Origin of the sequence: Rathayibacter sp. AY1F6, from assembly GCF_002932035.1 — a bacterium.
Taxonomy (GTDB): Bacteria; Actinomycetota; Actinomycetes; order Actinomycetales; family Microbacteriaceae; genus Rathayibacter.
In genome coordinates this window covers 1-22,134 of sequence record NZ_PSVD01000026.1, presented here as the reverse complement: position 1 = coordinate 22,134, position 22,134 = coordinate 1, and the positions used below count along the sequence as shown (strand labels likewise).

The following is a 22,134-nucleotide window of genomic DNA, read 5'->3' as shown; positions in this document are numbered from 1 at the left end:
CCGCCCTTCACGCTGATCGAGGAGCCGGCCCCTCCGGCGTGTCGGGATCCCCGCGACCGGACCCCCTCCGCCGGGCCCGCGCCCCTCCCCGTGCCCGCTCGACCGCGGAGCTCGCGATACTGTGAGCCCTCTCACCCCGGACCTCCAAGGAGACGCACATGTCGGTCGGCCTGCTCGCGGTTGTCGATGACATCCTCACCGCCGCCCTGAAGGCGAGCGCCAAGACGGCGGGCGTCGTGATCGACGACGCGGCCGTCACCCCGCAGTACGTGCAGGGCCTCACGCCGGCGCGGGAGCTGCCGGTGGTCGGGCGGATCGCGCTGGGGAGCCTGTTCAACAAGTTCGTCATCATCATCCCGCTGGCGCTGCTGCTCTCGGCGTTCGCGCCGCAGGTGCTGCCGTACCTGCTGATCCTCGGCGGCGCCTTCCTCTGCTTCGAGGGGGCGGAGAAGGTGCTCGAGTGGTTCGGCGTCTCGCACGGCGGCCACGAGACGGAGGCGCGCGACGAGAAGAAGCTCGTCTTCGGCGCCATCCGCACCGACCTCATCCTGAGCACCGAGATCATGCTGATCGCGCTCGACGGCCTCGACCCCGACTTCGGGATCTGGCCCACGCTCGGCGCGCTCCTGGTGGTCGGGCTCGGGATGACCGTGCTCGTGTACGGCGCCGTCGCGCTGCTCGTGAAGATCGACGACGTGGGCCTGCGCCTGATGAAGAACGCGGCCCGCGGCGTGCGGCGCACCGGAGCGAGGATCGTCGCGTCGATGCCGGTCGTGTTCCGCGCGATCAGCATCATCGGCACGCTCGCCATGCTCTGGGTCGGCGGGCACCTCGTCGTCGCGAACCTCGCCGAGACGGTGTGGCACGGTCCGTACGACCTCGTGCACGTCGTCACTCACGCGGTCGAGGGCGCGGGCCCGGTCGTCGTGTGGCTGGCCGACACCTTCGTCTCGATGATCTTCGGCCTCGTCCTGGGTCTGGTCATCGCGGCCGTCGTGATGGGCGTCTCGCGCCTGCGCACCCGCGACGAGGCGGCCGCGGGGCACTGAGCGGGGTCTCGGTACTCCGCGTGCCGCGGCCGGTCGACCGGCATGGGGGTGCGCGGTCGCTCCACCGGCGCGGAGGTGTGCGGCTGCCCGACCGGCACGGATCCCTGCTGATCGAGTAGCCCGCGCCGCGGTCGTATCGGGATCCCGCGACGCGCCGCCCCCGCAGCGCCGCTCTCGATGAACGACGGACCGCCCCCGTCCCCGGAGGGGCGGAGGCGGTCAGTGTCGGAGGGGGCGTCAGCAGCTGCGGGCCGCGTACGCTCCCGTCGCCACCGAGGTGACCTGCTTGCCGTCGACCGTGCCCGTCGCGGTGACGGTGGCCTGGCCGGCCGGCACCGAGGCCGCGCGCGTGGTGAACGCGGCGCTGCCGCTCGCGCCGGGCGCGACTCCGGTGACCTGCTTCGACCCGGAGGGCGTCGCGATGGTCATCGAGACCGGCACGCCGGACTCGTTCTTCGCCGCGACGGTGAGCGTCACCTTGCCGGCGATGCAGCGGGTGGTCGCCGTGACCGCGACCGCGAGGGCGGCGGGCGACTTCAGGGTCACCGTCACCGTCGTGGTCGAGGTGACGGAGCCGTCGGCCGCGCGGACCGCGATGGTCGCGACTCCGCCGTTCGCCGTCGTCGGCTGGGTGATCCGCACGGTGGCCGCCGAGTCGGTCGCCACTGCTCCGATCACCGGCATCGCCGTGCCCTCGACGGTGACCGCGTAGGAGGTGCGGGCCGGGTCGAACCCGGCGATGCCCGCTCCTCCGACGCGCAGGGCGCCCAGCGTGGCGACCGCGGCGGGCGAGGCGACCGACTCGTAGAGCTTGGTCTCGGCAACGATCAGGTGCGTGTTGTCGTAGGCGTTCATCACGACGCGGAAGGCCTTGGCCGTGACAGGCGCGAACGACGCGACCAGGGTCGGAGCCGTTCCGCCGGCCGGCGACGCGAGGGCCACGGCCGACTCGTAGCCGGGGACCGCGGTCCAGGTCGTGCTGTCGGCGGCCTGGTACTGCAGCTGGTAGGTCTGCGCCCAGCTGGTGCCGCCGTCGGCGAGGAACTGCACCGACACCTTCTCGACCTGGTGGGTCGAGGGGAAGGTGTAGGTCAGCGAGCTCTGCGCGGCCTTGGTGCCGTTGGTCCAGTTCGACCAGCCCTTGTCGCCGTCCACGCCGTTGCGGGTGCGCTCCGGTCCGTAGCCCGACTCCGACGACGACGCGGTCGCGACGATGCCGGCGTCCGGGTTGAAGTTGCGGAGCGTGCCCGTGGTGACGAGCACCGTGAGCGTGGCGGGGAGCGTCGCGCCGTCGGCGGTCGCGGTTCCCGAGACCGTCACCTGCCCGGCCCGGGCGAGGGAGGCGGTGGTGAGCGGCGTCCAGTCCCAGACGACCGGCACCGGGAAGGTGCTGGCCGAGGCGCCCACGCGGGCGGGGACCGTCGTCGGGGCCGAGGCCTTCACTCCGGCGACCGAGGCGCCCGCGGCGGCCGTGACCGACACGGGGTCGGTCGCGGTCAGTCCGCCGACGTCGACGAGCGCGGTGACCGTGATCGTCTGGCCGTAGAGGTCGGTCGCGGTGCCGGGCACCTCGACGCGGCCGGTCGCGCCGTACGCCGAGTCGGCGGGGCGCTGCCAGGTGACGGCGAGCGGTGCGCCGGCTCCCCAGGAGTACTGCGGGGTGATGCTCGCGGGCAGGGTCGGAGCGACGCCCGCGGTGGTGCGGACGGCGATCGTCTGGCCGGCGGTCGGCGCGAGGTCGCGGAGGGACCACGACTGGTTCGCTCCGCCGTTGGAGGTGTAGACGCCGACCGACGCGTTGTCGGCTCTGGAGCCGCCGTTCACGTCGAGCGACTGGGCGATCGACTCGTTGACGAGCGAGAAGTTCACGCCGTCGGTGGTGTTGACGATCCAGCGGGTCGCGGCGGTCGTCTTCGCCGCGTCGACGGACAGCGAGCGCAGGTCGGTGCCGGCGGTCGTGGCTCCGAGCACGCGTCCGTCGCCGTTGACGAGGACGACGCGGCGGGTGGCCTCGCGCTCGCCGGCGGCGACCTCGCGGACCGTCCAGGTCTGCTTGGCGGCCGTGGCGGAGTCGGTGGCGAGGCCGGTGATCGTGGTCGCGGCGCCCGAGGGGTTGCCGGTCAGGGCCTTGCCGCTCTGGGTGCCGACCAGCTGGTAGCGGTGGCCGTCGCGCAGGGCGGGGGCGGAGTCGGCGACTCCCGAGACTCCGTCGATCGAGAAGCTCGTGACCGACTTGGCGGGCACGGTGATCGTGGCGGTGCGCGAGATGCGGTCGACGCTCACCGGCGTCTTGGCGACCAGGGCGTTGCTCGTGGGAGCGGCTGCCGAGGAGGCCTTCGTGGTGACGTAGGGGGTGACCGTCGCGGTGTCGGCGATGGTGCCGAAGCGGGAGAGGTCGAGCACGACGGTCTTCTCGGTCGCGGTGCTGTTGGTGTGCACGACGGTCGCGCCCGAGCCGTCGCCGCGGACGGCGGCGGTAGAGGAGCTGTCGTTGGAGGGCATCAGGTGGTCGCCCTCGTGGATGAACTTGGTGAAGTTCCGGATGGTGTTGAACTTCGAGTTCGTCTCGACGCCGCAGACCGGGGCCTTGGTGGAGTCGCCACCGGCGTCGGCGACGCGGCGGACCGACTTCCAGACCTCGGTCCCGTTCTCCTGGTACGGCTTGCAGTCCAGGTCGATGTAGACGGAGCCCCAGTTGAGGTTCTCGCCCTTGGGCTTGGGCTGCTGCATGTTGTAGTAGTCCTCGACGGGCTGCCAGAGCACCCACGCCTTGGGCTCGAGCTCGCGCAGGTCGTCGTTGATGCGGCCGGCGATGCCGAGGCCGTTCTCCATGTTGGTGGGGTCGAAGCCGGTGACCCAGTTGCCCTCGATCTCGCTCATCCACAGGTCGGTGTCGGCCTGCTTCGCGAGGTCGCGGACCTTGAGGCGGCCCGAGGTGCCGTAGGTGTGGACGTTCATCCGGTCGACCTCGGCGCGGATCGCGGCGGAGTAGGCGGCCCAGTTCGTCGCGAAGATGTCGGGGTTGGTCTCGTCCATCGCGGCGATGCCGGCGTCGGTGGTCGAGGCGTCCAGCGCGGCGGCGACGTCGGGGATCAGACCCGCCTGGCGCGTCGGTCCGACGTGCATTCCCTCCTGGCGTCCGCCGGTCGGGACGCCGTTGGAGAGCTGCGTGCCCCAGTAGTTCGTGTTCGGCTCGTTGAAGGGGTCGAGCGTGTCGAACTCGATGCCGTACTCGTCCTCCATGTGCTCGGTGACCTTCACGAGGTACTTCGCGAACTGCTCCTCGGCGGCGGGCTTCAGCTGCTCGCTGTTCGCGTCGAAGCCGCCCGAGACGTAGCCGCTCTCGGTCATGAAGTACGGGGCGGAGTTGGAGAACGCCTCCCAATGCGAGATCTGCTTCTCCTCGGCGAGCCTCTCGACCCACCAGCGCTGCGTCTCGTCGGCGGTCCAGTCGTAGGAGGCGGGGTCGTCCGCGTTCCACTTCGCCAGGAGCGCATCGCGGTCGGCGAGCTTCGTGGAGGTGCCGCCGTAGGTCGACGCGTCGCCGGCCGGGTTCGGCTTCCACCAGCCCTCGACGGCGCCGCCCGGGCGGAGGTAGTCCTTCACGTCGGAGGCGTTGCCGCCGCCGATGTTGTAGCGGGCGATGTTCAGGTCGAGGCCGCTGTCGCCGAAGACCTTCTGGTAGAGGTCCTCGCGGAGGGCCTCGGGATAGCCGCCGGTCGCGTTCGCGAACCAGACGAGGCTGGTGCCCCAGCCCTCGAACGCCTCACCGGCGGCGGCGGGGTTCGGCGTGATGCGGAACGCGTCCGCGGCCTGAGCGGGGGCCGCTGCGGCGGGGATCGCCAGCAGTGCTCCTGTGGCCAGGGCGGCGCTCGTGGCGAGCGCGGCGACCCTTCTGAAGGACATCGACATTGATGCGGTCTCTCTTTCGCCATCGAAATGCGGGCGTGTTCACGTGAACGCGCCCTGACGGCCGACTGTACATGTTCACGTCAACAATCGGAAGGTGCTCAGGGGCGGGCGAGGCCCGCAGAGTCGAGGAGCCGGGAGTCGTCGCAGTCGACGTCGAGTGCGACGACTCCTGGAGGGTCGTGGGCATGCGGAGGCGTGCGGCCGTGCGCCGCGACACCCCCGCGCTCAGACGCGGTGCGTCGTCTCCGGGAAGGCCTCGGGCTCGCACTGGATGGTCGCGTGGTCGATGCCGTGGCGCTCGCGGAGGACGGCGAGCACCCGCGAGAGCGCGGTGCGGTAGTCGGCGTCGGGGGCGACGACCACGTGGCCGGTGGCGCTCTCCATGCCCGAGGTGATCGTCCACACGTGCAGGTCGTGCAGCGCCAGCACGCCGGGGACGGCGCAGACGTCGCGCTCGAGGGCCGCGAGGTCGACGTGCGCGGGCGCCGACTCCATGAGGATCCCCAGCGCCTGCCTCGTCAGCGACCAGGTGCGGGGAAGGATCAGCAGCCCGATCAGCACGCCGACGATCGGATCCGCCCACGCCCAGCCGGTGGTGAGCAGCACGATCGCCGCCACGATCACGCCGATCGAGCCGAGCGCGTCGCCGAGCACCTCGAGGGAGGCTCCGCGGAGGGTGATGCTCTCCTTCGCCCCGGCCGACAGCAGGCGCAGGCTCACGAGGTTGACCGCCAGGCCCACGACGGCGGTGATCAGGAGGGGGCCGCCGGGCACCGCGGGCGGTTCGGCGAAGCGGCGGACGGCCTCGACGATCACGAACGCGGCGACCGCGAACAGCAGCAGGCCGTTGGCGAGGGCGGCCAGCACTTCGAGGCGGTAGGAGCCGTAGGTGCGGCCCTTCGCGGCGGGGCGGGCGGCGAGCGAGATCGCGGCGATCGACATCCCGAGGGCCAGCACGTCGGTGCCCATGTGCGCGGCGTCCGAGAGCAGCGCGAGCGAGCCCGTCGCGACTCCGACCGCGAACTCGACGACCATGAACGCCGCGGTCAGCACGAAGGCGGCCACGAGCGGACGCCGGTGCCGCGCGGCGGCGGAGCCGGCCGGAACGCCGTGAGAGTGGCCCATCGGCTCCTCCGATCCCTGTTCGTATAAACAGTCTTGCATGCGTTGGGAGTCGAGCGCGAGCGTCCTCAGCCGACCAGCGGGTCCAGCGCCTCGCCGAGGTAGGGCGCCAGGGTCCGGGCGTACGACTCGGTGAGGTGCCCGAGGTCGCGGTACACCTTCACTCCGCCGATCACGAGGGGGCAGCCGCGGTCGTCGCAGAACCAGCGGGTGAGGTCGACGGCGGCGGCGCCCGGCCAGCCCTCGGCCGCGGCGGCCATCAGCTCGCGGGCGGCGAAGGCCTCGTCGAGCGGCACGCTGCAGTCGGCCGCGGAGCCCGGCTCCTCGGCGCAGGCCAGCAGGGAGAGCGAGGGCAGCACCGGATTGTCGCGGATCGCGACCACCGTGGATCCGCGGGCGATCAGCGGCGCCCACGACTCGTGGAACCCGTCGATGCCGGCCTGCTCGTCGGGGGTGCCGGACGCGTCGACGAACACGGACTTCTTCGCGGAGTAGGCGGTGACGACGAGCGCGTACGGCTCCTGGCCCGCGAGCTCCTCCTGCAGCTTCTCGTTCCAGACGTCGCAGGAGCGCCGGGAGGAGGCGGAGTCGTCGCGCCGCTCCGCGGTCGAGAAGACGCAGCCCGTCTTGTAGTAGGTGTGCAGGTCCCAGCCGCGCTCCTCCGCGACGCCGCGCAGCGCCGGGAAGAACGACGCCGCGTGCGAGTTGCCGATGAGCAGCACGCGGAGGCCGGCGGGATCGCCGAAGCGGCACTCCTTGAGCGCGGTGCCGGAGTTGCCCGTGCTGCACTCGTCGGTGTTCAGGGCGGAGCCGTCCTCCGAGGCGTCGACGGCGGGCAGGCTCGTGGTCCAGGAGTCGGGGCAGGCGTTCGCGAGCGCCGCGGCTCCGACGCAGCCCTCGGTCGAGACGGGGAGGGCGTGCGCGCGGGTGAGGTCGGCGGCGATCGCGGCGTTCGTTCCGGTGAGGCCCGTCGCTCCGACCAGGGCGGCGACGGCCAGCAGGGCCGCCGGGGCGAGCGCGCGGAGGCGGTGCGGGCGCTCGGCGGGGGCGCGGCGGTGGAGGGGGTCCTCGAGGAAGCGCTTCGAGGCGGCGGCCAGGAGGATCGCGGCGGCGATGACGCCCAGGCCCGCCGGAGCGGTCGGGTCCTCGCCGCTGCTCTCGCGCCAGAAGACCAGGAGCGGCCAGTGCCAGAGGTAGATCCCGTAGCTCAGGCCGCCCAGCCACACGAGCGGGCGCAGGGCCAGCAGCCGGCCGACGCCGCGCTCCGGGGCGGGGCCGGTCCCGGCGACGAGCACGAGCACCGCCGAGAGGGTCGGCCAGAGCGCGGCGGCGCCCGGGAACGCGCTCGAGACCTGGAGCACGAACCCGCAGGAGACGACTCCGATCAGCCCCAGCCACCCGGCAACGGCCCGCAGGGTCGCCGGGATCGCCAGTCCCGGGAGCACGAGGGCCGCGAGCGAGCCGAGCCCGAACTCCCACGAGCGGGCGAGGGTGCTGTAGTACGCGGTCGGCTGGTCGATCCCGACCAGCACGACGGAGAACGCGAACGAGAGGACGGTGAGCGCCGCGACGAGCGCCAGCAGGAACCGCGGCAGCTGCGCGCGTCGCCGCAGCAGCACGGCGGCGAGGGTCGCGACGAGCACCAGGGCGAGCCAGACCAGGTAGAACTGCCCCTGCACCGACATCGCCCAGAAGTTCTGCACCGGCGAGTGGAAGTCGTCCTGCGCGAGGTAGTCCACTCCGGCCCGTGCGAGCGCGACGTTCTCGACGTAGAAGGTCGAGGCGAGCACCTCGGTGAAGGTCTGCAGCAGCTGCGAGGGGCGCAGGAGGAGCGGAGCGAGCGCCGCGACGACGACCAGCACCACCGCGGCCGCCGGGAAGAGCCGCGAGGCGAGCCTCCGGAGGAAGGCGATCGGACGCACGCGCCCGAACCGGCGGATCTGGCCGAGGAGGGTCAGGGTGGTGAGGAACCCGGCGATCACGAAGAAGACGTCGACGCCTCCGGAGACGCGGCCCAGCCAGATGTGGAACGTCGCGACCAGGAGGGACGCGACGGCGCGCAGTCCCTCGATCTCGGGCCGGTAGCCGGACGCGTCGGCCTTGCGCACCAGCGCGGACCGGCCGGAGGGGGCGGTGCGGGCGGAGTGGCGGGGCAACGGGTTCCTTCCGTGACGGTCGGCGGGCGGTGGGGCGGGAGCCGTCGATCGTCGGTGTTCAGGATCGCGCTCTCCCGCCCTCAGGGGAACCGTGTCCGGGGTGCTGTCCACCTGGTTGGGGGCTGCGGAGGCGAGGTGCGCGACAGGTGTCCGCTTACTCGGCTGTTCCGGGCCTTCTGAGTGCATCGAGAACTCGGAGGTCGCCGTTCTCGCGCGCGACCACGGCGACTTCTGCGGAGTCGCCGGTGGGCGGGACCGAGGGTGGATCGAAGGCGGGTGGCGCGGATCGACTGGCGCGGATGGACGGGCTTAGGTGAGGTAAGGCTATGCTTACCCGGACTCCGCGCCGAGACGCGGGTGCCGCCCGCCGACGGACCGGGCCGACGAGCCCTGCCGGCGAACCGGACCCACGAACAAGGCCCACGAACCGGGCCGACGACCGACGCCCACGAACCACGGGAGATCCATGTCCACGCATCGACGGCGCCCCGCCGCCCTCGCCCTCGCCGCCCTGACCCTGCTCGCCCTCACCGGCTGCGGCGCCTCCGAGCAGATCGAGCCCGAGAGCACGGCCGCCGCGGGGGAGGGCACGACCTCGTACCCGCTCACGCTGGACGACTGCGGCACCACGACCACCGTCACCGCCCCTCCGCAGCGGGTGGTCTCCCTCGACCAGAACTCGACCGAGATCCTGCTGTCCCTCGGCCTCGAGGACCGGATGGTCGGCACGGCCTCCTGGACCGACCCCGTGCTCGAGACCCTCGCCTCCGCGAACGAGAGCGTGCCGCGCCTGGCCGACAACGCGCCCACCTACGAGGTGCTGCTCGGTGCCGACCCGGACTTCGTCACCGCCTCCTTCGGCCGCCACTACGCCCCCGAGGGCGTCGCCTCGCGCGACCGCCTCGCCGAGACGGGGATCGGCTCCTACCTCGCCCCCTCCGACTGCGACAACGGAGCGAGCGTCAACGGCGGGAGCGGCACGCGCACCGTCCCGCTGACCGTCGACGTCCTCTACCAGGAGATCCACGAGCTGGCCGAGGTCTTCGACGTGCAGCAGCGCGGCGACGCCCTGGTCGCGCAACTGCAGGAGCGCGCCGCCGCCGCCACCGAGGGGGTCGACCTCGGCGGCCGGAGCGTCGCCTTCTGGTTCGCCGATACCAAGACGCCCTACATGGCCGGCGGCTACAACTTCGCCTCGATGCTCGGCACCACGACCGGCATGACCAACGTCTTCGCCGACCGCGCGGAGGACTGGCCCGCCGTCGGCTGGGAGAGCGTCGTCGCGGCCGACCCGGACGTCCTGGTCCTCGGCGACCTGCAGCGCGACCGCTTCCCCGGTGACCGCCTCGACGACAAGACCGCGTTCCTCCGCTCCGACCCGCTGACCAGCAGCCTGCCCGCGGTGCAGGACGGCCGCTTCATCGCGCTCCACGGCGCCGAGATGAACCCGTCGATCCGCTTCGTCGACGGGCTCGAGAAGATCCGCGCCTGGTGGGACGAGAACGGGGCCTCGCTCTGAGCACGCACACGGGCACGGGCACGGGCACGGGCACGGGCGCGGTCCTCGTACGCCGGGTGCCGCGGGGCCTTGCCGCCGCCGCGCTGGTCGTCGGCGGGCTGCTCGCGCTGGCGCTCTCGGTCGGCGTCGCGGTGACGCTCGGCCCGGCCGACGTCTCGCTCGTGAACGTCCGCGACATCCTCCTCAACCACCTCGGGCTCGCCTCCGTCCCGGTGCGTGCGGCCGAGGACGCGATCGTCTGGCAGGAGCGCCTCCCGCGCGCACTCGTGGCCGCGGCCTGCGGGGCGGGGCTCGGCGTGTGCGGAGTGATCCTGCAGTCGCTGCTGCGCAATCCGCTCGCCGACCCGTTCGTGCTGGGCGTCTCCTCCGGAGCGTCCACGGGCGCGGTACTCGTCGGCGTGCTCGGGGTCGGCGGAGGAGTGGTCGGGCTCTCCGGAGGCGCCTTCGTCGGCGCGCTGGTCGCCTTCGGCTTCGTGCTGCTGCTCACGCGGTTCTCGGCGGGCGGCACCTCGGGCGTGATCCTGGCGGGGGTGGCGAGCACGCAGCTGTTCTCGGCGCTGACCTCGCTGATCGTGTTCGCGCTCGCCGACTCGGACGAGACGCGCGGCGTGATGTTCTGGCTGCTCGGCTCCCTCGAGGGCATGCGCTGGGACGACGTGGCGCTGAGCGGAGGAGTCGTGCTGCTCGGCTCCGTGGTCTGCCTCGCCGCGGCGCGCACGCTCGACGCGTTCGCCTTCGGGGAGGACATGGCCGCGTCGCTCGGCGTGCACGTGGGCCGCACCCGCCTCCTCCTGCTGGTGGTGACGGCCCTGCTGACGGCGACCCTGGTGAGCATCGCCGGCGCGATCGGCTTCGTGGGGCTGGTGCTGCCGCACGCCGCGCGACTCGTGTTCGGCCAGCGGCACTCGCGGGTGATCCCCGCGACGATCCTGCTCGGCGCGGTGTTCCTGGTGTGGGTCGACGCCGGATCGCGGGTGGCGTTCGCGCCGACTCCGCTGCCGGTGGGGGTCGGCACGGCACTCGTCGGCGTGCCGGTGTTCATGCTGCTGCTCCTGCGGCGGAGGGGCCGCTCGTGACGCTCGAGGCCGACCGGGTCTCGTGGCGCCGGGGCGGCCGCCTGGTGGTCGACGGGGTCTCGCTCCGCCCCGCTCCCGGCTCGACAGTGGGACTGCTCGGGCCCAACGGCTCGGGCAAGTCGTCGCTGCTGCGGCTGCTGCAGGGCACCGCGGCTCCGGACGCCGGCGTCGTCACCCTCGACGGCGCGCCGCTCCGCTCGCTCCGCCGCCGCGAGGTCGCCCGGGCCGTGGCCACGGTGACGCAGCAGGCCGAGACGGAGGCGGACCTCCCCGTCCGCGACGTCGTCCGGCTGGGGCGGACACCGCACCGCTCCCTTCTGGGCGGAGACACGGCCGAGGACCTGCGCGCGATCGAGCGCGCCCTCGAGCAGGTGGGTCTCGAGGCGAAGGCCGACCACCTCTGGCACACCCTCTCGGGCGGCGAGCGGCAGCGCGCGCACATCGCCCGGGCGCTGGCGCAGGAGCCGCGCGAGCTGCTGCTGGACGAGCCGACCAACCACCTCGACATCCGCCATCAGCTGGAGCTGCTGGCCCTGGTGCGGGCGCTGCCGGTGACCACGGTCGTCGCGCTGCACGACCTCAACCTCGCGGCCCTGTTCTGCGACGCGCTGCTGGTGCTGCGCGAGGGGCGCGTGGTCGCGGGCGGCACCCCGGAGGAGGTGCTCACTCCGGCGCTGATCGCGGACGTCTACGGGGTGCGCGCCCGCGTGATCGTCGACGCCGGACGGCCGCACGTGCTGTTCGACTCCTGATTCCGCTGCCGCATCCTGACCCCACTGCCAGACGATCGTCGATCAGTCAACGGCCTCGTCCACTTCCAGCAGCGCGTTCTACCGTCGGTGAACCGGCTTCGAGACCTCACAGGAGAGGTCCCCCTCGCGCTGGGCGAGGTGCTCTCCTGACGGAGGGCGATGGACGTGCCGGTGACGACGAGGGGAGTCGAGAGATGTCCAGAGACGACGTGGCACCGGGGCGGTTCGCGCGGTTCGTGAAGTGGGTCAACAAGGCCGACGGCTGGGAGCCGCAGTACCTGCGCGGGCGGGTCGTGGCCAAGAAGGACGGCGAGTGGATCGTCGCGGTCGACGGCGAGGAGCGCCGGATCGTGAAGAAGGAGTGGAGCGTCTACCGCTGACCCTCGGGGAGGACTCGTGATGCTGCCCGACCGGCGCACTCCCGAGATCAGAGAGGCGCGTCCCGGAGTCTTCGTGCTCGAGCTGCGCCGCACCCGCCGCCGGCCCGCCGAGGAGCTGGGCGTCCTGATCCGCACGGGCACGACCTGGACGGTGCTGGGCCCCGAGGGCGTGCTCTCCGACGTGCCGAGCTTCCACGACGCCGTGGCGGCCCTGCGCGAGTAGCGAGGCATCACCGAGGTACCCGCGGCCCCGCTGAGTCGCCCGAGACGGTCGCCCTCTCCGGCGTGTCAACGGCCGTCCCGGGCACCTCAGCGCGGAAGGGGGCGGCGCGGCGGTGGTGCCGCCGAGGCGTGGGCCCGCCGCGCCTACAGCTGGCGGCCCGGACGCTGCACGCCGACGACGGTGACGGTCAGCGTCGCGGAAGTGCTCTGCGCGGCGGACGGCGCGGACTCCGAGAGGCGCACGGTCAAGCGGAGGTGGTCGGTCGCTCCGACGGCGAGGGCGGGGGAGCCGGGCAGGTCGAGGCGGGAGGCGGCGGGGCGGTCGGTCGACACGGTGGTGACGGTGCCGGGGCAGGTCGCGGCATCGGCCGACCAGAACAGCGAGCAGCGCTCGATCGCGAGCTGCAGGCCGTCCGAGAGGTCGGTGCCGGTGGCCGTCTGCAGCTGGAGGGCCGACATCGGCAGGGTCCCGGCGTTCGTCAGGTCGAGGAGGCGCCGGGCCGTGCCGCCGGGGACGAGTCCCGCGACGGGGACCGGCACGGTCGTCGCTCCGGTGCCGGTGAACGTCGCGATGACGGTGCCGGAAGCGACCCGCGCGCTCACGGAGCCCCGGTCGAGGAGCACGGCGGTCGCGGTGGCGGCGGCGCCGAGGACGAGCGCGCCGGCGACGAGTCCGGCGAGGCCCGCGCGGGAGACCACGCGGCGGCGGACCTCGGGGGAGTGGCGCGGGGCTCCGCGGTCGCGGGAGGACGGCCGGGCGCTGTGCCGTCCGTGCTCAGCGGGCGGACGCAGGGGCTCCGGGGGCGGCGTGCCGTCCGACGAGCGGTGCGCGCCGCTCACGGGGCGACCTCCGCGGGGCGGCGCCAGATGGCGATCAGGAGCGCGCCCACGATGACCGCGCCTCCCGCGGCGAAGAGCGCGAACCGCGCCTCCGGGTGGGCGAGGCCGATGCTCGGCCAGCCCAGCAGCGGCACCACCGAGCTCTCGCGCCAGATCCGCTCGTCCGCGATCGTCACGATCCACGGGTCGGCCGACTCGTTGTTGTCGCCCTTGGTGGTGAGCGCCAGCTGGCCGGGCTCGCGGCCGCGGAGGGCCGCAGCCTCCTCCTCGGAGTAGACGAGGGTGACGCGGTGGATGACGCGGCGGCCCGGATCGTCCGGGTCGGTGAAGACGATCACGTCGCCGGCGCGGATCGCGGCCTGGTCGACGGGCAGGGTGACGGCGAGGGAGCCGACGGGCATCCCGGGCGCCATCGAGTTCGACAGCACCGGCACGAGCCGCACGAGACCGAGCGCGGAGAGGACGAAGACGGCGATGCCGGCGACGGCCACGATCGTGACCAGTCCGCCGAGGAGAGCGCGGAGGGCCTTCACGCCTGCTCCCTCCGGTGACGACGGCGCGCAGCCGCGGCGAGCAGGGCGCCCGAGCCGAGGGCGAGCATCCCGCCCAGGAGCGCGGCGCCCAGGTCGCGGCCGGTGACGGCCAGCCCGCCGCCCGCCGCTCCGGGGAAGGAGCCGGGGCCGGGCGTCGCGGAGGGATCCTCCTCCGTCGTGCCCTCGAGCACCCGCAGCGACGCCGCCGCGAGCTCGGTCCCGTTGCCGGCCGACTCCGGGAACAGGACGCGGACGCGCACGCCCACGGTGGCCCCGCGCTCGAGCGGACGCACGCCGTCGAGCCGGCCGAGCGTCGCCGCGGGCCCGGATCCGAGCGGCACAGCGTCGTCGGGGCAGAGGTAGCGCTCGACCGTGCGCCCCCCGTCGACGACCTCGGCGACGGTGAACGCCGAGTCGCAGAGCTCGACGGACAGCTGGAGGCCGTCGCGCGGGTCCTGCGCCAGCGTCCCTCCGTCGACCGCGAAGGCCACGGAGACCCCCTGCGGCGACAAGCCGGTGCTGGTCACCTCGACCGCCCACTCGGCGCGGTCGCCCGGAGCGAGGTCGGTGAGAGATCCGGGCGCCGAGAGCTCGCGCACGTCGAGCACGCCGACGGGCTCGGCGCTCGCCGCGGGCGCGAGGAGCACCGCCGCGAGGACGGCGACGAGCGCACGGGCGTGGGGCATGGGGACGACTCCGGGGAAAGGGGGATGCCTCCGCCCCGCGCCGGTGGCGGCCGGGCAGGGCGGAGGCGGTGGCGGACGGTCTACTTCTGGATGCCGGCGCGCTGGATCGCGGCGGCGGTGAAGGTGACCGTGGCGGAGGCGTTCTCGTACGCGTTGTCGGCCGCCGTCGGCAGGACGAGCTCGATCAGCGTGTTCAGCGTCACGTCACCGGCGTCCGAGGGGAAGGTTCCGGTCGTGGTGGGGGTGATGCCGAAGTTCGCCGGGGTGAAGTCGACCGCGCCGGCCTGGCCGCCGATGGACGACAGCTTGCCGGATCCGGTGACCGTGGTGGTCCCGCTGCAGGAGTACGGGCCCGCCGGAGTCGTGGTGGGGGCGGTCGTCCAGGCGGTGGAGCAGGTCAGCAGGCGGTAGTCGAGGCCGTTCGGGCCGGAGACGAGAGACTGGCCGACACGGTTCTGGTCGGTGGTGTCGGATCCAACGACGTCGTTGGTGACGGCCTGCGAGAAGCGCACCGACGAGACGAGGTCGCCGTCGTTGGTGGCGTTCGGCAGGACGATCGTCACCGGGCGCTGGATGGTGTCTCCGGGCGCGATGTCCGTCACGATGAAGGTGCCGTCGAGGTTGATGTCGAGCTGTCCGGCGTCCGCGGTGACGCTGGCGGTCCCGGAGTCGGTGAACACGGCGAAGGCGCCGGCGCCGGCGAGGGCTCCCGCGGCGAGGAGGACGCCGCCGGTGAGGGCGATCTTCTTCCAGGGGCTGCGACGGGTGGGTGCTGTGGTGGTCATGGCGACCGTTCCTTTCTGGTGGGTGGTGCCCGGTGCGGGCGTGGTCTCCCTCACGAGGACACGTGCAGGACGAGAGGGGTGTCGGCGGGGAGGCATCAGCAGCCTCCGGCGGTGGTGACGGCCGGCTGGGCGACGGCGGTCGAGGCGGCGGACGCGACTCCGAGCCAGCGCTGCAGGTCCGGGCGGACCCGCCACTGGTAGCTGCGGCCCTCACCGACCCGGTCGTCGGTGAAGCTCGTCGCGGAGGCGGCGGGTGCCGCGATCACGGTCCAGGGGCCGGGCGTCGTCCCCGCGAGGCGGCGCTCGAGGGTCCAGCCGGTCGCTCCAGCGGCGGCCGACCAGCTCACGAGGGTGCTCGGCCGACCGGCCGTGCAGCTCGCGACGGGCGTGGCGACCACGGAGGAGCTGGTCCAGGCGCCGAGCCCGACCGCTCCGCTCGTGCTGCCGGTGCCGGAGAAGCCGCGCCGGACGAGGGGAGCGGGATCGACCCAGACCGTGATCGTGCCGCCCGCTGTGAGCGCGCCGTCCGTGACCGTGTACGCGATCGTCGCGCTCCCGGTCCAGCTGTCGGCCGCGGGCGTGTAGGTGCACGTGGATCCGGAGCAGGAGAAGGTGCCGCGCAGTCCCGCCGGGACGCTCGTTCCGGCCAGGGCGAGGGTCGTGCCCGCGTCCTCGTCGGTGTCGTTCGCGAGCGGAGCGACGGTGACGGCGGGGCCGCCAGTGGTCGCGACCACGCGGTCGGGCCGGGCGACCGGCGCGCGGTTCAGCGCGGTGACGGTGACCGTGACCCGCACGTTCCAGGTGCCGTACTGGCCCGAGAGGGAGTAGTCGAAGACGTCGGTGCCGACGAAGGCGGCGATCGGGCGGTAGGTGCACTGGCCGCGGGTCGCTCCGCTCGCGGCGCAGGAGACGGACCCCTGCACGGGAGTGGCGGGGGCGGGGGTCGCCGCGCCTCCGATCGCCTTCGGGGTCGCCGAGAGCTGCGCGCGCGAGAAGGTCGCTCCGGTCGCGGCGGGCCCGTCGTTCGCGAGCACGTCGATCACGACCGATCCGCCCTGCACGACCGTTGCGGCGTCGGCGGCAGGATCGGGGATCACCGAGATGCTCACCGAGGCGGTGCGGGTGAACGCCCCGCCGGTCGGGCCGGTCGCCGTCGCCGTGGCGGTGTTGGCGATCGTGCCGGCGGTGACGTCGGCGGCGGTGGTCGTGTAGGCGGCGGTCGCGGTGACGACCTGGCCGGGCAGCAGTCGTCCGGAAGTGCCCGGCCAGGAGTAGGTGAGAGCGGAGAGCCCGCTCTTGGGGTCGCTGATCGCGACCGCGGTGAGGGTGGTGGTGCCGGTGTTGGTCGCGCGGAAGGTGTAGGTCACCACGGTGCCGGCGGCGCTGATGACGGCGGGGTTCGCGGTCTTGGTGAGCGCGAGGTCGTTCGTGCGGGTGATCGTCACCGTCCGCGAGGCGGTGGCCGTGACGGCGGCGCCCGTCGGAGGGGTGCCGGTCGCGGTGGCGGTGTTGAGGACCTGGCCCGCGTCGACGTCGGCCTGCGTGAGCGTGTACGAGGCGGTCGCCGTGACCGACTGGCCGATCTCGAGGCGCCCGGCGGTCCCCGGCCACGAGTAGGCGAGCGCGGAGAGACCGCTCTTGGGGTCGGTGACCGCGACGGCGCTCAGCCCGGTGTTGCCGGTGTTGGTGGCGGTGAAGCTGTAGGAGACGGTCGAGCCCACGGCGGCGCCGGTCGGGATCGTGCCGTTCTTCGTCAGCGAGATCGAGGGCGCGTAGCGGATCGGCGTGGTGGCCGTGGAGGTCGCGGTGACCGTCACGGGCGCGGCGGCCAAGGTGCGGCCGGAGACGGTCGCCGTGTTGACGAGCGACGTGTTCTTGTCGATGTCGGTCTGAAGGACCGTGTACGGCGCCGACGTGAAGGTGGCGCTCGCTCCGGGGGCGAGCTGCGTCGAGGCGGGCGTGATGCCGGTGACCTTCGGGTCCGTGACCGCGACGTTCTGCAGAGTGACGGTGCCGGAGTTGAGGGCGAGGAAGGAGTAGCGGATCTGCTCTCCGGCGTCGGCCTGGGCGTTGCCGTTCGTGTCGGTGAGCAGGGCGGTCTTGGTGAGGGTCAGAGCGGGAGCCGGGGCGGCGATGGGGGCGGTGACGGTGGCGGTCCTGCTCGTGACGGGGGTCGTCGTCACGACGTTCGAGATCGTCTCCGTCTTCGTCGCTGCAGCGGTCGCCGTGTTGACGAACGAGCCGGCCACCGCTTCGGCGGCCGTGACCGTATGGGATCCCGTGCAGATGGTGGAGGCGAGCGGGAGCAGGGTCGTCGTCGGACAGGAGATGCTCGCGGCCTTCGGGTCCGTGACGACGATGCCGGTGAGCGTGCCCCGGATAGATCCGTTCGTGACGACGAACTGGTAAGGGATGACGGATCCCTCGGCGTAGGCGACGGGCTGCGTGGTGGTGCGGTCGATCTGCTTGACCAGAGTGATGTCGTCGAGAGTGTTGATGGACGAGACGGCGACGTTGCGGACGAGGTGGGTGTCGTTCGATCCACCGGTGGACGCCGTGAAGCCGAGCTTGTAGGTCGAGGGCGCTGCGGTCGGCATCGTGAACTGCATCAGCTGATCGAGCTGCCCGGCGGGCAGACCCGCTGTCCCTCCCCAGTAGACCGTGACGACGGGAGTGGCGGCAGCCGAGACCATGATCCGTATCGTGCGCCCGTAGGACGCGGGCGGAGCGCCCGTCGATGTCGTGGCCGTCGTGCGGACCGACGTCAGCAGGGGAGGCGAGGCCGACTGGAGGAAGCAGTATCCGCTCTTGGCCTGCCCGGGTCCGCGCGCCACGATCTTGTTCGCCGTGAGGAGCGCCGACCCGGAGTTCGAGGGGCAGTCGGAGCCGAGGCCGAGGGTAGGCGCGGCGGGGGGCCTGGCCGAGAAGTTCCCGAAGGCGTCGATTCCGATCCCGAGGTAGCCGCCGTTCACCCCGTCGACGGTCGCCGACTGGCCGTAGCCGAGCGATCCGCCCGGAGCTCCCGCCGCGGTGAGGGACCTCGAGCCGTCGGTGAGGAAGAAGCCGATGCCGTCGGCCCCGGTCAGCGAGCTTCCGTACTGGTACTGGTCGAACTGGACGTCGATGCCGCCCGCGGCAGGAATGGGCCGGTTGAAGACCGCGCCGCCCTTGGCGTCGTTGCGGGCATCGGTGAGCTGGAGGAAGCCCGGACTCGTCGCGGCGACGGGGGCTTGAGTCCGGTTGGCGCAGACGCCGAGGTTCGAGGACCCGGCCGGGGGTGCGGTCGTCGCCCGGGTGATGCAGCCCCCGTCGAGCGCCTGCCAGGCCGAGTCCGCGACGCTGGTGCCGCCGAAGCCCTCCTGGAGCAGGACCGTGGCCGCCGCAGCTCTCGTCGCCGGCAGAACCACGAGGACGGCGGCGAGCAGGAGCAGGACGAGGCCGAGGGCGATCGAGCGGTCGTGGCTCGGCCGGGCATGCGCGTTCGACACGGATCGACCTCCCCCCGGGGCGCCTCGCCGGGCCTTCCGGATGGAGCGGGATCACGATAGGTCGCGGCTCGGAGGCGCCCTGTCCCCCTGAGACGGGACGTGGGCGGCGGACGACGGACCCTCGATCCGGTCGGCACTCAGAGGGGGGAGAGCAGGCGCTGAACCAGCGATCAGGTCGTGCTCAGATAACGAGACTCATCCGGGGGTCTCCCGCGAGAGTGTTGACGTGCGCATGGCCCTCGCGCCGGGCGCACGGCGGCCTGGATCCGTGCCGGCCCCGTGCCGCCCCGGAGTTCCGCCACCGACACGATGCAGTTCCGCTCCCGTGGCGGGCATCTCCAGAGCAGTGGCGCGAGATAGCGCTCTCACCAGGACCTTCTCCGGATCGCTCCGCCGCTGAACGCCAGGTGGGAGCGCCGCCGCGGGTGTCCCTGAAGCGGGTCTGGTGGTCGCGCGGCGGACGCGGGAGGATGCACTCGCGCCTGCCCGCCCGCACGGTCCCCCGAAGGACCGCACCGCGCCCCCTCCACGGTGGTCCGATCCGGACCGCAGCACCCCCCTCACACCTTCCGGTCAGGCTCCGCCGACCGAGCAGCCCTCTCCACGTCGGGATCCCATGTCCTCTCCTGCGCGCCACAGCCGCCGTCTCGTCCTCACCGGAGCCGCCCTCGGCGTCGGATCCGCCTTCGCCTACGCGATGACCGCGTCCGCGGCGCCCGACTACAGCGTGATCCCGCCGCTGCCCAACGAGCTCGGGCGCAGCGACACGGCGATCTCGCGCGTGGGGAAGAAGCCGTACCAGATCATCGACGTGATGATCGGCACCGACCGCGCGCGGCTCTTCGTTCCGCACACCGCGGTCCCCTCGCAGCGGATCGGCCGGGTCGTCTACTGGTACTACCACGCCAACGGGAGCACCTACGCGGCCCTGTCCGGCGCCTACCAGTACAGCGCCGACCAGGCCGTCGACAAGGGCGTCATCTCGATCTGCCCGAACTACGGCGGCAGCATCTACACGAACAAGCGGGCCGTCGCCATGCAGGTGGACGCGGTCGCCTGGTTCCAGAAGACGTGGCGGATCGGGGCGAGCTTCCTCCGCTCGAACTCCGGCGGTGGCGCACTGCTCTGCTGGGCGTACGGCAACAAGCTGGTCCCCGAGATCCGCGGCGCGTACCACGCGGCCGGCGTCTACGACATGGCCGACATGGCCCGCCGCGACCCGGGGCGCGTCCTGCCGGACTACGACAACGACCCCTCGACGATCCCGGCGACCGACCCCGCGCTGCTGCCGCAGGCCTCGTGGGCGGGGGCGCGGATCCGCACGACCGGCTCGACGGAGGACGTCCTCGTCCCGATCGCCGTGCACGGAGGGGCGTGGGTCGCGCTCGCGAAGCCCGTCGCGAAGGAGGCGGTGGTCCTCTACACGCCGACCGAGGGCGCTCCGAACGGCCACAACGTGCCGAGCCTGACGAACAAGGACATGCTCGACACGTTCGACCGCTGGCTCGCGGAGCAGCCGGTCGTTCCGCTGCCCGACGAGCCCGCCTCGTCGATCCCGGGCGAGGGCACGTACCAGAACTCCTCGCCGCTCATCACGACGGCGGGCACCTGGAGCACGATCTCCTCCTCCGCCGACAGCGGTGGGAGCATCAGCTACTCCAGCTCGGCCGGAGCGTCCGCGAGCTTCCGCTTCTCGGGCACGGGCGTCAGCTGGGTGAGCCGGATGACGGCGACCTCCGGCATCAACGAGGTGCTGCTCGACGGCGTCCTTGTCGCCACCGTCGACCGCTACAGCCCCACGACCCGCTCGGGTCAGACGGTCTGGACGAGCGGGCCGATCGCCGCCGGCACCCACACGGTCACGATCCGCCGCGGGACGACGCGCAACCCGGCGTCCACCGGATCCACGCTGATCCTCGACGCCTTCGTCGTGACCGCGGGGACCGTCTCCACGTCGACGCCCACCCCCACCGCGACGGCGTCTCCGACCAGCACGCCGACGCCCACCGACACGCCGACTCCGACCGAGACCCCGACGGCCACGTCCACGCCCACCCCGACCTCGACGCTGCCGGCGGCGGGGACGTACCAGAACGGAGCCGCCGTCATCGCGACGGTCGGCACCTGGGCGACGCTCTCGAGCACCGCCGACAGCGGCGGCAGCATCTCGTACTCCAGCACCTCCACGGCCTCGGCGACCCTCCGCTTCCGGGGCACGAAGGTCAGCTGGGTGAGCCGGATCACCCCGACCTCGGGCATCAACGAGGTCCTGATCGACGGCGTGCTCGTCGCCTCCGTCGACCGCTACAGCGCCACGAACCGCTCGGCCCGCACCGTGTTCACCAGCAGCACCCTCAGCGCCGGCGAGCACACCATCACCATCCGCCGCGGCAGCAAGCGCAACGCCGCCTCCACGGGCAACTCGCTGATCCTGGACGCCTTCGTCGTCGTGTGAGCCGCTCGAGCGCCCGAGCCGCCCGCGTGATTCCGGACAGAGGACGCGGGCGGGCTCGGGTGGTCGGGTGGTCGGGTGTCCGGGGGTCCTTGGAGGGGCACTTGTCGCTGAGGCGCTCGCTCGGCGCCCACTGCGCTGAGTCGCCCGGGAATGCAGTTGTTTCAGCGTTCTCGGGACCAACTCAGGCACCTCAGCGGGCTTCGCGCGAGGCGGCCCGTGCGAGCATGCGGGGATGAGAACGCTGATCCTCGGAGGCACGGGCTGGCTCGGCGGGCACCTCGCGGAGGAGGCGCTGCGGCGCGGCCACGACGTGACCTGCCTCGTGCGCGGGACGGCCGTTCCCGCGGGGGCGTCCCTCGTCCGGGCCGACCGCGACCGCGACGACGCTCTCGACGCCGTGGCTGCGGCATCGTGGGATGCGGTGATCGACGTCTCCTCGACCCCGCAGCACGTCCGCCGATCCGTCCGCGACCTGCGCTGCAGCGCCTACGTCCTCGTCTCGACCACGAGCGTCTACGCCGAGAACGCGGTCGTCGGCGCGGACGAAAACGCCGAGCTGCTCGCTCCCTCCGACGACCCCGCCTCGTACGGCGCCGCGAAGGCCGCCTGCGAGCAGGCCGTGCTGGCCGGATCCGCGCCGTCCCTGATCGCGCGCGCCGGCCTGATCGGCGGCCCCGGCGACCCGACGAGCCGCTCCTCCTACTGGCCCTGGCGCTTCAGCGCGCGGTCCGGCCCCGTGCTGGTGCCGGGTGCGCCCGAGCTGCCGACCTCCGTGGTCGACGTGCGGGACCTCGCCGCCTGGCTGGTGGCGTCCGCCGAGGCGCGGGTGGAGGGCGTGATGAACGTCTGCGGGACCCCCGTGCCGTTCGGCGAGCACCTGGCCCTGGCGCGCGGCGGGTCGTCCGCCGAGCCGGTCGCCGTGCCGGAGGAGTGGCTGCTCGAGCGCGGCGTCGGCCAGTGGGCGGGCCCCGGCTCGCTCCCGCTGTGGATCGCGGACACCGACTGGCGCGGCATGAACGCCCGCTCGACGGCACGGGCGGAGGCCGCGGGCTTCGAGCGCCGCGACCTCACCGAGACGCTGCGGGACGCTGCGGCCGCGCACGTGCCGGGACGCGGCGCCGGGCTGGGGGAGGAGCGGGAGCGGGAGCTGCTGGGGGAG

Annotated in this window: 16 protein-coding genes; 8 read left to right on the top strand and 8 right to left on the bottom strand. The window is 73.1% G+C overall.

Features of this window, described 5'->3' with window-relative positions; translation table 11 throughout:
• The first annotated feature begins 158 nt into the window (after positions 1 to 158).
• Positions 159 to 1,049, top strand: coding sequence for a DUF808 domain-containing protein (locus C5C44_RS15020; protein ID WP_104223404.1), 891 nt, complete (start codon positions 159 to 161; stop codon positions 1,047 to 1,049).
• A 237-nt stretch (positions 1,050 to 1,286) separates the two neighbouring features.
• On the opposite strand, the gene C5C44_RS15015 is transcribed toward C5C44_RS15020, so the two are convergent.
• The 3 genes from C5C44_RS15015 to C5C44_RS15005 all read right to left on the bottom strand — a co-directional run bounded on the left by C5C44_RS15015 (position 1,287) and on the right by C5C44_RS15005 (position 8,239).
• Positions 1,287 to 4,955 carry a glycoside hydrolase gene (locus C5C44_RS15015; RefSeq protein WP_146084357.1) on the bottom strand — a complete coding sequence of 1,223 codons (3,669 nt, stop codon included), beginning with the start codon at positions 4,953 to 4,955 and terminating at the stop codon, positions 1,287 to 1,289.
• A gap of 231 nt (positions 4,956 to 5,186) precedes the next feature.
• A complete protein-coding gene (locus tag C5C44_RS15010) occupies positions 5,187 to 6,086 on the bottom strand; it encodes a cation diffusion facilitator family transporter (protein ID WP_104226358.1) in 900 nt (299 codons plus the stop codon).
• Positions 6,087 to 6,151: 65 nt separating this feature from the next.
• A complete protein-coding gene (locus C5C44_RS15005; protein ID WP_181132865.1) occupies positions 6,152 to 8,239 on the bottom strand; it encodes an acyltransferase family protein in 2,088 nt (695 codons plus the stop codon).
• Between the two features lie 466 nt (positions 8,240 to 8,705).
• On the opposite strand from C5C44_RS15005, the gene C5C44_RS15000 reads away from it, so the two are divergent.
• The 5 genes from C5C44_RS15000 to C5C44_RS14980 all read left to right on the top strand — a co-directional run bounded on the left by C5C44_RS15000 (position 8,706) and on the right by C5C44_RS14980 (position 12,189).
• Positions 8,706 to 9,758 carry an ABC transporter substrate-binding protein gene (locus C5C44_RS15000; protein WP_104327851.1) on the top strand — a complete coding sequence of 351 codons (1,053 nt, stop codon included), beginning with the start codon at positions 8,706 to 8,708 and terminating at the stop codon, positions 9,756 to 9,758.
• The gene (locus C5C44_RS14995; protein ID WP_374953977.1) at positions 9,731 to 10,834 is read left to right on the top strand and encodes a FecCD family ABC transporter permease; all 1,104 of its coding nucleotides are present in this window, start codon (positions 9,731 to 9,733) and stop codon (positions 10,832 to 10,834) included. The genes C5C44_RS15000 and C5C44_RS14995 overlap by 28 nt, the downstream gene beginning before the upstream one ends.
• Entirely contained in the window at positions 10,831 to 11,586 is a 756-nt protein-coding gene (locus C5C44_RS14990) for an ABC transporter ATP-binding protein (protein ID WP_104226361.1), read from the top strand. Before C5C44_RS14995 ends, C5C44_RS14990 begins: the two co-directional genes overlap by 4 nt.
• A 194-nt stretch (positions 11,587 to 11,780) precedes the next feature.
• Positions 11,781 to 11,966: a hypothetical protein gene (locus C5C44_RS14985; RefSeq protein WP_104223398.1), complete on the top strand. Its 186-nt coding sequence runs from the start codon at positions 11,781 to 11,783 to the stop codon at positions 11,964 to 11,966.
• A gap of 19 nt (positions 11,967 to 11,985) precedes the next feature.
• On the top strand, positions 11,986 to 12,189 hold the full coding sequence (locus C5C44_RS14980) for a hypothetical protein (RefSeq protein WP_104234084.1): 204 nt from the start codon (positions 11,986 to 11,988) through the stop codon (positions 12,187 to 12,189).
• A 143-nt stretch (positions 12,190 to 12,332) separates the two neighbouring features.
• On the opposite strand, the gene C5C44_RS14975 is transcribed toward C5C44_RS14980, so the two are convergent.
• From C5C44_RS14975 to C5C44_RS14955, 5 genes are all read right to left on the bottom strand, one after another.
• On the bottom strand, positions 12,333 to 13,028 hold the full coding sequence (locus tag C5C44_RS14975) for a peptidase (RefSeq protein ID WP_104336121.1): 696 nt from the start codon (positions 13,026 to 13,028) through the stop codon (positions 12,333 to 12,335).
• Entirely contained in the window at positions 13,025 to 13,561 is a 537-nt protein-coding gene (locus C5C44_RS14970; RefSeq protein ID WP_104223395.1) for a signal peptidase I, read from the bottom strand. Before C5C44_RS14970 ends, C5C44_RS14975 begins: the two co-directional genes overlap by 4 nt.
• The gene (locus tag C5C44_RS14965) at positions 13,558 to 14,247 is read right to left on the bottom strand and encodes a hypothetical protein (protein ID WP_104336120.1); all 690 of its coding nucleotides are present in this window, start codon (positions 14,245 to 14,247) and stop codon (positions 13,558 to 13,560) included. The genes C5C44_RS14970 and C5C44_RS14965 overlap by 4 nt, the downstream gene beginning before the upstream one ends.
• An 80-nt stretch (positions 14,248 to 14,327) precedes the next feature.
• Complete coding sequence (locus tag C5C44_RS14960) at positions 14,328 to 15,032, bottom strand: TasA family protein (protein ID WP_104226366.1); 705 nt, start codon at positions 15,030 to 15,032, stop codon at positions 14,328 to 14,330.
• A 95-nt stretch (positions 15,033 to 15,127) separates the two neighbouring features.
• Positions 15,128 to 18,520: an Ig-like domain-containing protein gene (locus C5C44_RS14955; protein ID WP_104336119.1), complete on the bottom strand. Its 3,393-nt coding sequence runs from the start codon at positions 18,518 to 18,520 to the stop codon at positions 15,128 to 15,130.
• Positions 18,521 to 19,136: 616 nt separating this feature from the next.
• Between C5C44_RS14955 and C5C44_RS17135 the strand changes: the two genes are divergently transcribed.
• Together C5C44_RS17135 and C5C44_RS14945 are read left to right on the top strand one after the other, a co-directional pair.
• Entirely contained in the window at positions 19,137 to 20,975 is a 1,839-nt protein-coding gene (locus C5C44_RS17135) for a hypothetical protein (protein ID WP_181027253.1), read from the top strand.
• Between the two features lie 232 nt (positions 20,976 to 21,207).
• Positions 21,208 to 22,134, top strand: a 927-nt coding sequence (locus C5C44_RS14945; protein WP_104336118.1) for an NAD-dependent epimerase/dehydratase family protein, incomplete at its 3' end; no start/stop codon positions are given.

Coding starts and splice junctions, on each gene's coding strand:
- C5C44_RS15015 (WP_146084357.1), bottom strand. CDS start 4,955: ATGTCCTTCAGAAGGGTCGCCGCGCTCGCCACGAGCGCCGCCCTGGCC.
- C5C44_RS17135 (WP_181027253.1), top strand. CDS start 19,137: ATGTCCTCTCCTGCGCGCCACAGCCGCCGTCTCGTCCTCACCGGAGCC.
- C5C44_RS14960 (WP_104226366.1), bottom strand. CDS start 15,032: ATGACCACCACAGCACCCACCCGTCGCAGCCCCTGGAAGAAGATCGCC.
- C5C44_RS14985 (WP_104223398.1), top strand. CDS start 11,781: ATGTCCAGAGACGACGTGGCACCGGGGCGGTTCGCGCGGTTCGTGAAG.
- C5C44_RS15000 (WP_104327851.1), top strand. CDS start 8,706: ATGTCCACGCATCGACGGCGCCCCGCCGCCCTCGCCCTCGCCGCCCTG.
- C5C44_RS14980 (WP_104234084.1), top strand. CDS start 11,986: ATGCTGCCCGACCGGCGCACTCCCGAGATCAGAGAGGCGCGTCCCGGA.
- C5C44_RS14965 (WP_104336120.1), bottom strand. CDS start 14,247: ATGCCCCACGCCCGTGCGCTCGTCGCCGTCCTCGCGGCGGTGCTCCTC.
- C5C44_RS15010 (WP_104226358.1), bottom strand. CDS start 6,086: ATGGGCCACTCTCACGGCGTTCCGGCCGGCTCCGCCGCCGCGCGGCAC.
- C5C44_RS15020 (WP_104223404.1), top strand. CDS start 159: ATGTCGGTCGGCCTGCTCGCGGTTGTCGATGACATCCTCACCGCCGCC.